This window comes from uncultured Gimesia sp., from assembly GCF_963972345.1.
Classification (GTDB): domain Bacteria; phylum Planctomycetota; class Planctomycetia; order Planctomycetales; family Planctomycetaceae; genus Gimesia.
This window is the reverse complement of the sequence record NZ_CAXAVM010000199.1, coordinates 1-12,459: the sequence shown is the minus strand read 5'-3', so window position 1 is coordinate 12,459 and position 12,459 is coordinate 1. Positions and strand designations below refer to the sequence as shown.

General features: G+C 51.0%; 16 protein-coding genes. 12 read left to right on the top strand and 4 right to left on the bottom strand.

The genetic code is table 11. The annotated features are described in order from the left end of the window. Positions 1-181: 181 nt before the first annotated feature. The 6 genes from AACZ40_RS23935 (at position 182) to AACZ40_RS23910 (ending at position 4,587) form a co-directional block, all read left to right on the top strand. A complete protein-coding gene (locus tag AACZ40_RS23935; protein WP_291166411.1) occupies positions 182-514 on the top strand; it encodes a hypothetical protein in 333 nt (110 codons plus the stop codon). A gap of 58 nt (positions 515-572) precedes the next feature. Next, positions 573-1,445: a DUF1570 domain-containing protein gene (locus AACZ40_RS23930; protein WP_339676125.1), complete on the top strand. Its 873-nt coding sequence runs from the start codon at positions 573-575 to the stop codon at positions 1,443-1,445. 155 nt (positions 1,446-1,600) lie between these two features. After that, positions 1,601-2,464 (top strand): UbiA-like polyprenyltransferase, encoded by an 864-nt coding sequence (locus tag AACZ40_RS23925; protein ID WP_291166414.1) that lies wholly within the window; start codon positions 1,601-1,603, stop codon positions 2,462-2,464. Between the two features lie 109 nt (positions 2,465-2,573). After that, on the top strand, positions 2,574-3,719 hold the full coding sequence (gene mqnE, locus AACZ40_RS23920) for an aminofutalosine synthase MqnE (protein ID WP_291166416.1): 1,146 nt from the start codon (positions 2,574-2,576) through the stop codon (positions 3,717-3,719). A 30-nt stretch (positions 3,720-3,749) separates the two neighbouring features. Beyond that, a complete protein-coding gene (locus AACZ40_RS23915) occupies positions 3,750-4,163 on the top strand; it encodes a VOC family protein (RefSeq protein ID WP_291166417.1) in 414 nt (137 codons plus the stop codon). 235 nt (positions 4,164-4,398) lie between these two features. Next, the gene (locus AACZ40_RS23910) at positions 4,399-4,587 is read left to right on the top strand and encodes a hypothetical protein (RefSeq protein WP_291166419.1); all 189 of its coding nucleotides are present in this window, start codon (positions 4,399-4,401) and stop codon (positions 4,585-4,587) included. Here the strand turns inward: AACZ40_RS23910 and AACZ40_RS23905 are convergent. Together AACZ40_RS23905 and trxA are read right to left on the bottom strand one after the other, a co-directional pair. Then, positions 4,584-6,605 carry a hypothetical protein gene (locus AACZ40_RS23905; RefSeq protein WP_291166421.1) on the bottom strand — a complete coding sequence of 674 codons (2,022 nt, stop codon included), beginning with the start codon at positions 6,603-6,605 and terminating at the stop codon, positions 4,584-4,586. The two genes, AACZ40_RS23910 and AACZ40_RS23905, sit on opposite strands and share 4 nt — an antisense overlap. A 188-nt stretch (positions 6,606-6,793) precedes the next feature. Beyond that, positions 6,794-7,120, bottom strand: a complete 327-nt coding sequence (trxA, locus tag AACZ40_RS23900) for a thioredoxin (protein WP_002647087.1) — start codon at positions 7,118-7,120, stop codon at positions 6,794-6,796. A gap of 383 nt (positions 7,121-7,503) precedes the next feature. Here trxA and AACZ40_RS23895 point away from each other — a divergent pair, with 383 nt between their 5' ends. Further along, the gene (locus tag AACZ40_RS23895) at positions 7,504-8,421 is read left to right on the top strand and encodes a hypothetical protein (RefSeq protein ID WP_291166424.1); all 918 of its coding nucleotides are present in this window, start codon (positions 7,504-7,506) and stop codon (positions 8,419-8,421) included. A 43-nt stretch (positions 8,422-8,464) separates the two neighbouring features. Continuing rightward, on the top strand, positions 8,465-9,118 hold the full coding sequence (locus AACZ40_RS23890; protein ID WP_291166426.1) for a phosphoribosylglycinamide formyltransferase: 654 nt from the start codon (positions 8,465-8,467) through the stop codon (positions 9,116-9,118). A gap of 14 nt (positions 9,119-9,132) precedes the next feature. Here the strand turns inward: AACZ40_RS23890 and AACZ40_RS23885 are convergent, their stop codons facing one another. Both AACZ40_RS23885 and AACZ40_RS23880 read right to left on the bottom strand, forming a co-directional pair. Then, on the bottom strand, positions 9,133-9,468 hold the full coding sequence (locus AACZ40_RS23885) for a hypothetical protein (RefSeq protein WP_291166428.1): 336 nt from the start codon (positions 9,466-9,468) through the stop codon (positions 9,133-9,135). A gap of 25 nt (positions 9,469-9,493) precedes the next feature. Next, positions 9,494-9,769, bottom strand: coding sequence for a hypothetical protein (locus tag AACZ40_RS23880; RefSeq protein WP_291166430.1), 276 nt, complete (start codon positions 9,767-9,769; stop codon positions 9,494-9,496). Between the two features lie 461 nt (positions 9,770-10,230). Between AACZ40_RS23880 and AACZ40_RS23875 the strand changes: the two genes are divergently transcribed. The 4 genes from AACZ40_RS23875 to AACZ40_RS23860 form a co-directional block, all read left to right on the top strand. Further along, entirely contained in the window at positions 10,231-10,992 is a 762-nt protein-coding gene (locus AACZ40_RS23875; RefSeq protein WP_339676118.1) for a DeoR/GlpR family DNA-binding transcription regulator, read from the top strand. A gap of 50 nt (positions 10,993-11,042) precedes the next feature. Further along, entirely contained in the window at positions 11,043-11,750 is a 708-nt protein-coding gene (pduL, locus tag AACZ40_RS23870; RefSeq protein ID WP_291166432.1) for a phosphate propanoyltransferase, read from the top strand. Between the two features lie 141 nt (positions 11,751-11,891). Next, the gene (locus tag AACZ40_RS23865; RefSeq protein WP_339676115.1) at positions 11,892-12,188 is read left to right on the top strand and encodes a BMC domain-containing protein; all 297 of its coding nucleotides are present in this window, start codon (positions 11,892-11,894) and stop codon (positions 12,186-12,188) included. Positions 12,189-12,202: 14 nt separating this feature from the next. Next, positions 12,203-12,459: BMC domain-containing protein (locus tag AACZ40_RS23860; protein WP_339676113.1), on the top strand; the 257-nt coding region annotated here is incomplete at its 3' end.

Sequence of the window (12,459 nt, the reverse complement as noted above, 5' to 3'; positions counted from 1 at the left end):
TATGTGGCAAGCAGATCAGACCCGGTGATATCTTCGGCAATCCGCCCCTGAACAGCAACTAACGTACATCTATTTTCGCTAAAACAGAGAGTTCACTCTTGCCGCATTTTACGGATTCTGAGATGATTCCGCCCCTGCACTGAGGCGAAGCAGATTTAAGAAACACAAGGAAGTGAATTCGATGCGCCGAATCATCGCGGCACTGATCTTCATGCTCATGGGAGCGGGAGGCATGTATGCTGCCTTTGAATATCATATTGTCCAATCCAGGGAAGGCTGGTTCTTTATCCCCAAGTCTGAAGCGGGCTTGCAGGATACCTATGCCGACATCCGTGAATGGGAGGCGACCACCTGGAAAAACCATCCCCTGCTCGCGCAATCGCTGATCCAGAATGGCAAAGGAAATCTCATTATCCAATCCGCATCGAACGGTATCTTCGACGGATTCTTTCCGAATTCAGATAAAAAACGTTCTGCAGCCCGGCAGGCCACTCCTGCCATACGCACTGAATAAACTGGTAGACCTCCCGAATTAACTTCTTTCATTGCCTCATGAGATAACACTGCCAACCGTGAAATCAGAAAACCCCGTCAGTCGAGACAAGACTTCAGACATGCTGTCGCGAGTCGTACTCAAAGCAATTGTTTTGAGTACCTGTGTATTGTCTTGCCTGTTGCTTTCTGCCGGCTGTCATTCGGTTGCCAAAAATCAGTCCGTCCATCTGCCCGCCCGCCACAGTGTCAGTGCTGAGCAACTGATCGTACTCAGTGATTTTAAACTGGGACAGGACCATGAACTCTTTCAGGATCTGATTAAACTGCGCGAAGATGTTGGTGAGACATTGAATATTCCACTCAACAGCGAGCAGGTCACCGTCTATCTGTTTTCGAACCAGGAAGAATACCGCAATTACCTGGATTTAACGTATCCCGGTTTGCCTCCGCGACGTGCTTACTTTGTTGGTACGCCCAAGGAACTCGCCGTCTATACATTCTGGGGCGACCGTATCCAGGAAGACCTGCGACACGAATTCACACATGGCCTGTTACATGCCAGCCTGAAGACGGTTCCACTCTGGCTGGATGAAGGTCTTGCCGAGTACTTCGAGGTGGCCGGTAACACACCGGGCCAGATCAACCGTGATCATGCTTCACGACTCTCCGCCGCGCTGAACAATGGCTGGAAACCCGATATGAAACGGCTGGAACAGCTCGAAAAAGTATCACAGATGCAGCGGGTTGATTACCAGGAAGCCTGGGCCTGGGTCCATTTCATGTTAAACAGCACCCCGGAAACGAAAGACACTCTGCTCGAATATCTGGCGGAATTGAAAAGCAACGAAAAGCCGGAGGTCTTGAGTGCACGACTCCCCCGCCATATTCCTGGTGTCGATGAACGCTTTGTGAATTATGTCGCTTCCCTGAATACGTTTCCGACCCGGTAATGTCTTTTCAAACCCTGATTTCCCGAAACGCCACGACAGTTTCGTCCGGCTCTGGCTTGGGTGTCATCCCGCAATCCGCTAAGATACAGCACAAACTGCGTGTTTTGTGATCCTGCCTGACGGGATCTCCTCCCACCGTTAACCGGATTGATGTCATGCTGGCCCGACTGCGCCTTCTGCTGGAACTGATTCGTTTCAGCCATACTATATTTGCTCTCCCGTTTGCCCTCTTATCTGCGGTCCTGGCCTGGCGTGGTCAACAGGTTCGCTGGCAGGAACTGGTGGGAATTCTTTTATGTATGCTGTTTGCCCGCTCTGCAGCCATGGCGTTTAACCGGCTCGTGGACCGCGAAATTGATGCACAAAACCCACGGACGCAAAGCCGCCACCTCCCGGCCGGATTGATCAGTGTTCGGACTGTCACAATTTTTACGATCCTGACCTCACTGGCATTTATCGCCTCGACAATCCTGTTTCTGCCCAATCGCTGGCCCCTCTATCTTTCGATCCCCGTCCTGCTGTTTCTGTTGGGATATTCTTATGCGAAACGCTTCACCATTTTCTGCCATTACTGGCTCTCCACCGCACTGATGCTCTCACCCCTCGCTGCCTGGATCGCCATTCGTGGCAGCCTGTCACTGGAACCGCTGCTGCTGGGAGCCGTGGTGTTTTTCTGGGTTGGCGGATTTGATATTATCTACGCCTGTCAGGATGTCCATTTTGATCAGGAAACCAGACTGTCCAGTATTCCCTCCCGCTGGGGAATCAGAAAAGCGCTGCGATTTGCCATGTTCAGTCATTTCATGACAATCATCTGCCTGTTCAGCCTCTGGTACGTCGCAGCTTTGGGAATCCCGTTTTTGATTGCCGTCCTTGCAGTAGCCGGGCTTCTGATTTATGAACATCTGCTGGTCAATCCCGATGATCTGGGACGTGTGAATCTGGCCTTTTTTCATGTGAACGCCATCATCAGTATTGGATTGTTCTTTGTGGGATTGATCGACGTCTGGCTCGCATAAGTGGCTCTGAAACGTCATAATAAATACCGTCCCGCAGTGTGTAGTCTTCGCGACTGCCAGGCATAAGATTAGAACACCCTCCAATCGAAAAGAATCAACAGTCAGTCTGATGAATCTGAATCATAACGAACAGGAACAGCTCGATCTCATTACCCGCAAAGTCGACGCGGGAGAACGCATCTCTTTTGATGAGGGCGTTTTTCTGGATGAGAAAGTCGATATTCTGAGGCTGGGTGATCTGGCGAATCGGATACGCGAACGCAAAAACGGCAACTTCGCATTCTATAACACGAACATCCATTTGAACCCCACGAATGTCTGCGTCTATCGCTGCAAGTTCTGCGCATTCCGGGCGGATTTGAAATCACCTCGCGGCTACACCTTCACCGATGACATGATCCGCGAACGCGTTCAGGAAGCACGCAGCACCGGCGCTACGGAAATTCACGTGGTGGGTGGTCTGCACCACCAGAAGAAATTCGAGTGGTATCTGGATGTAGTCCGCATCATCCACGAAGAATATCCCGAACTGCACATCAAGGCCTGGACTCCCGTAGAAATCAACTGGTTCAGCTTCATGACCAAAAAGCCGGTCCGTTGGGTACTGGAACAGATGATGGAAGCCGGTCTCTCCAGCATGCCGGGCGGCGGTGCGGAAATCTTCCACCCCGAAATCCGCGAGCAGATCTGCGAACACAAGGCGGACGCCGAAAGCTGGTTCGAAATTCATCGCGAAGCACATAACCTCGGCCTGCGCAGTAATGCCACCATCCTGTATGGACATTACGAACAGGCAAAGCACCGCGTCGATCATCTCTGTCGCCTGCGCGAACTACAGGACGAAACCGGCGGATTCCAGACCTTCATTCCGCTGGCATTTCATCCCGAAAATACGGGGATGTCAGAAATTATCAAACCGTCCGGCCTGATGGACCTCAAAGTCATCGCGTTGTCCCGAATTATGCTCGACAACTTCGACCACATTAAGGCTTACTGGATTATGCTGGGTGAAAAGACAGCACAAACCGCTTTAAGTTTCGGTGCAGACGATCTGGACGGCACCGTTGTTCATGAACTGATTTACCATGACGCCGGTGCTAAAACACCCGAAGGGCTGACTGTCGAACAGTTACATCGACTGATTGAAGAAGCAGGACGCATCCCCGTGGAACGCGATACGCTTTACCGCCACATTGTCCGTGATGGCGCCAACTGGAGTGTCGGCGAACCGATTATGGCTTCCGCCGCATCCTGATTCACTTCACAACGGGAGAACAATCGATTCATGAGTGATTCTGCCATCAGCGACAGCCTGCAGGTCAATGCTTTCGATCATATCACACTGGTTGTCAAGGATCTCGAAGCATCACGGAAATTCTATGTCGATTTTCTCGGCATGGATCACGTTCCCCGGCCCGCATTCACATTCGAAGGGCATTGGTTTCAAATCGGAAATCAGCAGATCCATCTGATTCTCGAACACGATCAGTCGGGCAGGGCAGGTAACGCTGGCCCGCAGCAAAATACACGGACCCACCACTTTGCTTTTCAGGTCGACGATGCGAAATCAGCCTATGAGAAAGCAGTAGAGCGGGGGATTCCGATCGTCTCCCCACCCAAATCCCGGCCCGATGGAGCCACTCAGACGTTCGTGAACGACCCGGATGGCCATATTATCGAACTCTGTTCGCTCTCCTGAGCCACTGATTATCGGAATTGTATCAGTTTTTCCAGGTCTCGTTCTGTTCGCTGCCGATTATCGCCAGATGACAGAAATACGAATATCAGAATCGACTGGAAATTACACCAGACCATACGCTATACTGTGAACACAGAGTCCACACGGGATCTGATTGATTAACTGAATGTGCAGCTCAGACAGACAACCATACACCATACAGCTTCAGCATGAGTAGAGAGGGACGGGGATCGCCATGGCGGATGCACCCAAAAAAATGATCATGGGCTCTATGGCCGTATCCGGAATCGTGGCATTACTCGCTCTGGCAGACATAGCCATCGGCATTCCCTTCCGGGGCAGCATGATGATGGACATCATGTTCCTGATCTCCGCCGGGCTGGTGCTGTTCCTCTGCTGGGATGCCTGGAAAGATCTGCGTTAATCCCGCGGATCCAGTATTTCGTCAATGCTCTCAGATTCTGTTTCTTTCGCTAGACCATCTACAGGTTTTGCTGCCGTATTCTGCACATGAGACCGCTGGCTCTTTTTCGCTGCCAGCTGTATTGCTGCTCCCTGACCGACAGTCAATTCCGTCAACTGCTCCAGCAGGTTACGGATCACTTCTTCCGCGGAGACTTTTTCCTGCAACCAGTTTTCCCGCTTCTGTCCCCAGGCGGCATCGCGCACAGCCAGTTGCTCTGCTTCGAATCGTAATTGTTCGCTCCGCTGACGCAGTTGCTCATCACGTTCCGCCACCCACTCTGAGAGGTCCTGACGTTCCTGGCGGAATTCATCCCGATGACGATGAAAGAGTTCCTGGGAATGATCCAGTTCCTGGCGTTCGACAGACAGCGACTCACGCAACTGGCGATAGTGGGCAGCGAGTGCCTCCCGGGCTTTTTCCAGACGTTCACGGGCTGCATCGTCCCCTTCCAACTGCGTCAACTGCGCCCAGCCTTCTTCCAGGGCCAGCCGCATTTCCAGGGTGCCCCGGTGAGTTTCTTCCACTTCGGCCCGCAGCGTATCCAGTCGTTCCCGCCGCCGTTCCAGGTTTTCCGCATGCAGTGCCAGCATATCATGCTGACGACGCAGTTCCGCTTTCTGGGCATCGCGTTCTTTCTGCCAGACCTCATATTCGCCTGACATTCTCTGCTTCTGATTCTGCTCATAACGTTCCACGGAACGGCGCAGCTCCGCATGCAGTGCGCGTTCCTTCGTCAATGATTGCTCGCGCTGCTGCAACAGATCCCGGAAGCGATCCAGTTGCTTCATTCGCAAGATATGAATCCGCTCGTTTTGCTCATGCTGCTGCTGTTGAATCTGCTGCTGACGCTGAAAATCATGCTGTTCTTTTTCAATCTGCTTTCTTAAACGCAACAGGTGGTTTTCCTGAAATTTGATCCGATTTTCAATCAATGTCCGCTTCTGATCAAATTCCTCTTCTCGGGCGCTGTATTCGCGCTGCAGGTCTTCCCGTTGAATTTTGAGTTGATGTTCAATCTCTTCCGAACTGATGACAAAATCCCGCTTGCGAGACTCTAAAGCTTCCAGTTCCGCCTGGCGTTTCGAATCCCAGTCTGACTGTCGCGTCTTCAGTTCCAGTTCAAATTTTTCTTTGCGCGAATTCAGTTCGGTTTCGACTTTCCGCACTGCCTCTTCATGAACTTCCCGCTCCCGCTTGAGGTGGTTCAGTTCAGTCTGCTTGACTCCCTGCCACTCAGCTCGCGCCTGTTCCAGTTCATTACGCTGTTCGGACAGCGATTCGAGAACCTGCTCCCGGATCCGTTTCTGTTCGTTAATCAGATCGAGCTTCTGTCGCTCCAGGGTTTCCCGCTGTTCCGCAAATTCCCGCAGGATGTGGTCCCGCATTTCTGCGCGTTCCTGCTCCAGGGAATCCTGGGCTTCGAATACTTTTTCCTGTTCGCGCTGGACAGTCTTCGCCAGTTTTTCGCATTCGACGGCTTTGCGAATCAGCTCGGTTTCTTTATCACGAACGCTGGCTTCCCGTTCGTCATACTGTTCCTCAATCTGCCCCACCCACATGCGGATCTTGCGACGTTCGTTGTCGATTTCATTCAGCTGACTGGTGAGTGTCTGCTCGCGACGACTGATCTCTGCAAACTGGGATTTCAGATAATTGGCGATTTCACCAGCCTGGGAAAGCAACTCGGCACCGGTTAATGAAGCGCCCGCTTCAGCCGCCCCCTGGGTCTGGATCTCTGCCGCCTGCCCTGCATGCGACAGGTTCTCTTCCAGGGCTCTCTGTTTCTGATCGCTGAAAAAGGAACCCTCTTCCGGCACTCCCGGTTCAGTGAAAGAATGAGGGGCATCCGCGCGGCGTTCGATGCCGGGAGCACTGTTCAACGGGCGTGAGTCGGCTGAGTCACTGGCAGGACGTTTGACGCCTGCAAACGGGGAGGGTGCCTGAGATTTCTGGTCGGGCCTGGTTTCTTCGCTCATGCCGGGATTCCTTTCCCTGAAAAGCGCCTCGCGATATTACTCAAATCGGGATTGAAGTTGTGGAATCCAATTCCTGAGGGCAACATTCAATCCGGAATAACGCGATTCTACTTATGACAAAAAGGGCAGAGAAGGAGTATTACAACTCCTCTGCCCACTCTGAATTGATATCATGGCAACAAGGCTAGCTATAACTGGCTGTCCAGTGATGCTGCAAAACGTTCTTTAGGAGTAACTCCTACAAACTTTTCAACAACTTCGCCATTCTTGTAAAGCATTACTGTGGGGATCGCGTTAATACTGCTGGCCGAAGCAATACCCGGATTCTCATCGGTATTTAATTTACCAACGCGGACGCGGCCTGAATAATCACTGGCAATTTCTTCGATGGTGGGCATCATCATCTTACAGGGACCACACCAGGGAGCCCAGAAATCGACCAGGACAGGTTCAGATGCTTCCAATACTTCAGACTGGAAGTTCGCATCAGTAAATTCCAAAACATTTTCAGCCATTACTGGTTGTCTCCGTTACAATTGAATTCAATATATACCTTGAAAAAAAGCAGAGAAAATCTTCTCGACTACCCTGCAATGACATAACTTTCTGAATTTGGGATCGCTCTGTCCAATAATAATTCAAGCAATCGACAGCATTTCGTCTGGCTGCGATTGAAGGGAATTATAGAGATCCTCTGTTTTGTGTCAATGCTCTCTCCTGTGATCGGGATGCCAAAACCTCTTGTGAAATAAGGAATTACGCTCAGCACCCCGCCTGACAGGTATTTATTTTTAACCTCGACAAATCAATGGACGCTCGACAAAATAGGTCCCACAGGCAATTGCCATAATACTGTTATATTAAAGAACTTAAAGAAGTGAAACCCTGGGAGCAGGATATGCTGTCTTACATCAGAAATCAGGGAGTCGCTGTCTGCCTGACTGCCATGGTCCTCCAGACCGCGTTCGCAGACGAATCACAGACAGACCCTTTCAGACCATTTCCGGATCAGCTCGCCCCTTCGTTGTTTAATGAAGTCGAAGACAAAGCTTTTGGCGGCATTCTGGAAGAGGAAAAGGCACTCTACTATTACGTACTCAAGCACCTGCAGGAGACCAGTCTGGCAGATCAGAAACAGGCAGCCGAATTCAATCTGCAACAGCGTCGTTCCGAAATGAAGTTATTCCGCGAGCATCCCGAGCGGGAGTTTCCCGTCTTTCTGGATCTCTTCAAGAACAGTGATCGCTATAAAGGGCGGCTCGTCACGTTAACCGGTCGTGTCCGTAAACTGATGCATTACCCTGCTGCAGATGACAACCAGTATGGAATCAACACTCTTTATGAAGCCTGGATGTTTACCGATGATTCACAACAGAACCCGACCGTCGTGATTTGCACGGAGGTTCCCCCCGCTTTGAAAGACGGGCTGCCGGATGGTACGGATGTCATCGACCATGTGACTGTGACCGGTTACCTGTTTAAAATGTACGTCTACAATGCACAGGATACATCCCGCGTTGCTCCTCTGATCCTGGCAAAGCAACTGGAATGGAATCCCCGAACGGTCGACGAACAGGGGGGCCGGTTGTTTTCACAAATTCTGGCAGGTACACTGATCATCCTGATTGCCGGTATCGCCATCGCCATCTGGAAAGCCAGTCAACGAGACAAACGATTCCGCGATAGACGCCTGCAGAAAAACGAGGACCAGGTTGATTTCAGCAAGCTGGAAACACAGTCAGATTCACTGCCGAAAAAAACAGCTTCGGAAACGAAAACGCCAGACATAAAACCGCCAGCCGGATCTGATCAATAATCGCTTCACTTAATTTACCTTAAACAAGTATTGTTCTGACAGCATGAATGTGAATCACACTCGCAGTTCCCCTCTGCATCCCCCCTTGAAACTGGCTGTGCTGATCTCGGGTGGAGGCACGACGCTTACCAATTTTCTGGACAAAAAAGCCGCCGGAGAACTCGATATCGAAGTCCCCCTGGTGATTGCCAGTCGCCCGGACTGCGGAGGTGTCGCCAAAGCGAAAGCGGCCGGCCTGCGTTGTGAAGTCGTTCGCCGCCGTGATTTTCAGGATATCGGTGAATTCAGCACCACCATTTTTGGACTCTGTCGCGAAGTCGGAGCCGATCTGGTGACGCTGGCCGGGTACCTGTCTTTGATTCATATTCCGGAGGATTATCAGCATCGTGTGATGAATATCCACCCGGCTCTGATTCCCGCCTTCTGCGGACATGGATTTTACGGACACAAAGTTCATGAAGCCGTCGTCGCGCGAGGAGTGAAAGTGAGTGGCTGCACGGTTCATTTCGCCGACAATGAATATGATCACGGCCCGATCATTGGTCAGAAGACCGTTCCTGTATCAGGAACAGATACGCCGGATCAGGTTGCCGCCAATGTCTTTCAGGCCGAATGCGAACTCTACCCCGAAATGATCCGCCTGTTCGCTGCCGGCAAAATCAAAGTCGTCGAGCGTCGAACCATCATACAGGATTGAACTGTTCGCCTCTCTCAAAGTTTCTGATTTCCCGGCGGCGGATTGAGCGACGTACTTGAGTTAGGTGGAATCGGTTCGTCCGTATTCATCACCTTATCGTACAGATCGGGTGGCAGCACACGCATCACGGTAAACAGCCCCTTCACACTTTTGAACCAACCTTCCCGCATTCCCTGGACTTCACGACGTCCGTTAATCTTTCGCATGTCTTCTTTGGTCATGGGCATGGAGTAATCATCGAAGGGCAACAGCCTCGCCTGGTAAGTAGCTCCCCGGGAAGCTTCCACCTGGGCTGATGACTGAACCAGGGTCGGGTTATTTGCCTGAGCCAGTGATTCCAGATCACTCACTGAATACGCTGTCTGCTGATGAGACTTAGGGGGTTCTAGAAACAGAGAGCAGGGGAATATCGTATTCTGCGAAAGGAAGCTCTTCAGCCTGCTCATGTACTACTAACTTTGTTTCAGGATCAGTTGAAACAGCGGGTCCTGAAATTTCATCCCCGGTTAGTTTCTCCGGAGCTGGACTCTCAAGCGCCATCGTCGCTGGCTTCGACTCTCCCAGATCACTTGTCAGACGATCGGGACTGGAAGCACAGCCGCTGATCACAGCAGAGAGTAGCCCGACAGTGAAAGGATATCTGATTTTCATCCCGCCCTCCATGAATGATGTCACCGGCACGCCCTCCTTGCGCACATGACTACTGATATTTCAATCTCATCGGGAAGAAGAGGACATTCCCTCCCGGGATATGACTGAGTCCGAGGACAGACATTCAGATCAACGACTCTAATCCGGGCATTCAGAACAAATGTTATTTTCGGAACCGGCTAACGACTCGAGCCTCAGAAAGTCAGCAACTTGAATTTTTCCGGATTGGAATCAGACCCGACCCGCAAACAAGAGAGATACTCTGGGAAGACTTTAATGAATTCCGCCCTAAAGTGAATATTTGCTTTAGGTAAGATGAAGTCTTTAGGAAAATCCAAAACAACTGACAGTTTTTGATTGTTTCTGAAAGATTTTGATGGTATTTTGGATATATTGATTGAAAGTCGGCGCTTTGAGAGGCATATTCTACAGGGAACTATATCGTCTCAGGAGGAGTTTGCATGTCAATGTTGCTTGACGAAAGACGGGAAAGCATATTAAAGATAGTAGAAAACAAGGGTTTTGTGTCCCTTGTGGATTTGATGGATTCTGTGGGTGCTTCTGAATCTACCATTCGAAGGGATTTGGAGTATCTTGACGGAATCGGTCAGATCAGGCGGACCCGAGGTGGGGCTGCCTACAGTGGAGAGTCTTTATCCACTTTTGAAGACAGGTCTTTTATGTCATCCAGGCAAAAAAGGCAGATTGCTCAAGCAGTGGCCAATATGATCTCTCCCGGAGAGGCCGTGCTGATGGATGGAGGCACTACCACTCTGGAGGTCGCCCGGCAACTGGCGGGCAAACAGTTACAGGTCGTCACTAATTCACTGCCGATCGCCAATCTGCTGGTCAACCAGCCGGAGATTGATCTAATGCTGATCGGAGGATTCCTGTTTCCCAAAACAGGAGTCGCTTTAGGCAAGACCGCGGTGGAATCACTGAAAAGTGTCCATGTCCGACGACTGATTATCAGTGTCGGGGGAATCACAGAAGACGGACTATACAACAGCAACATGCTGTTAGTCGAAACAGAACAGCAAATGTTTGAAGCAGCAGAAGAAGTCATTGTGGTGACAGACAGTACCAAGTTCGGGCACTCGGCGCTCGCGTATCTGTGTCCGCTGGATACGGTCGACCATATCGTCGTGGATGACGGCATCACCGAAGAATGGAAAGACGTCATTCGCAAGGCAGGCATCGAACTCACAGTCGTCGAAACATAATTCATCCCTTTCTGAAGCCAATATAAATTCATAAATTGAGATCCGATATTATGACACAACTTTCCAATTCCATCTCCCGCTCGCAGGTAGAACAGCTGGTTCGCCAGGCTTTGTCACAGCAAATGGGAGGAGTTGCCTCAGCACCTCAGACCGCTCCCAACCCGCTGGTCGTCAATATCTCAGCCCGGCACATCCATCTTTCCCAGGAGCATCTGGAAATCCTGTTCGGCAAAGGTGCCCAGCTGGAAGTCCAAAAAGACCTTTACCAGGAAGGCTACTTTGCAGCGACCCAGACTGTCGCCGTCGTGGGCCCCCGCCGTCGCATGATTCCGAACGTGCGTGTATTAGGTCCCTGCCGCGGTGATACCCAGGTAGAACTCGCTTTCACAGATACGATTTCGCTGGGACTTGATGTTCCCATTCGCATCAGTGGCGACCTCAAAGGCACACCCGGTTGCGTGTTGATGGGCCCCAAAGGTGTCGTTGAACTGGAATTCGGCGTCATCCGAGCCGCCCGTCACGTACACATGTCACCCGCTGACTGTGCTTACTACGGCTGTTCCAACGGAGATAACTTACATCTGCGAATTGAATCAGCAGGTTGTACGACCGTTCTGGAAGATGTGGTCGTCCGTGAAAACCCGGAGGTCAAACTTGAAGTCCACATCGATACCGATGAAGGAAACGCCGTCGATCTCGACCATGCCACCTCAGTAAAACTCTACGTCCCTGAAGGCTGTAAATGCAAACACAGCTGATCTGGAAATGATCGGCAACAGAGGTCAGCTGCAAACACTGGCAGGTGCCTCTCTGATAACTGTCGCAGAACCTGATTTCCGATTCTGCAGAAACAACGAACTGTTTTTTTTCTTAACACTCTCTAAAAGGAGAACTGACTCATGGCGAAAGCAATGGAAGCCCTGGGAATGGTGGAAACAAAAGGGCTGATCAGCCTGATTGAAGCCGCCGATGCAATGTTGAAAGCGGCCAACGTACAGATGATTGGCTGGGAAAAAGTGGGTAGTGGCCTGGTCACAGGTTTTGTCGTCGGTGATGTTGCTGCTGTGAAAGCAGCCGTTGACGCCGGTGCCGCTGCTGCCAGCAAAGTTGGAGAAGTTGTGAGCGTTCAGGTAATCCCACGTCCTCACGAAGAACTCGCCAGCGTACTGCCCAAGCCTGCTGCCAAGAAATCATAATCGGGTTATGAACATTGACGGCTGACATTCCTGAACCTGATCGTATTGACGATGAACATAACCAGTTGACGTTCAACTGGTATGCAGCTCAAGGTAATGCAGCTCAACCCATCACAACTAAAAAAATCGAGGACAAAATGAGTTCTGAAGCCATTGGTTTAATTGAAACAAAAGGTCTGGTTGCTCAAATCGAAGCTTCCGACGCCATGCTGAAAGCTGCCAACGTGACTCTGGTCGACCAGATTCAGATTGGTGGTGCCTACATCACTAC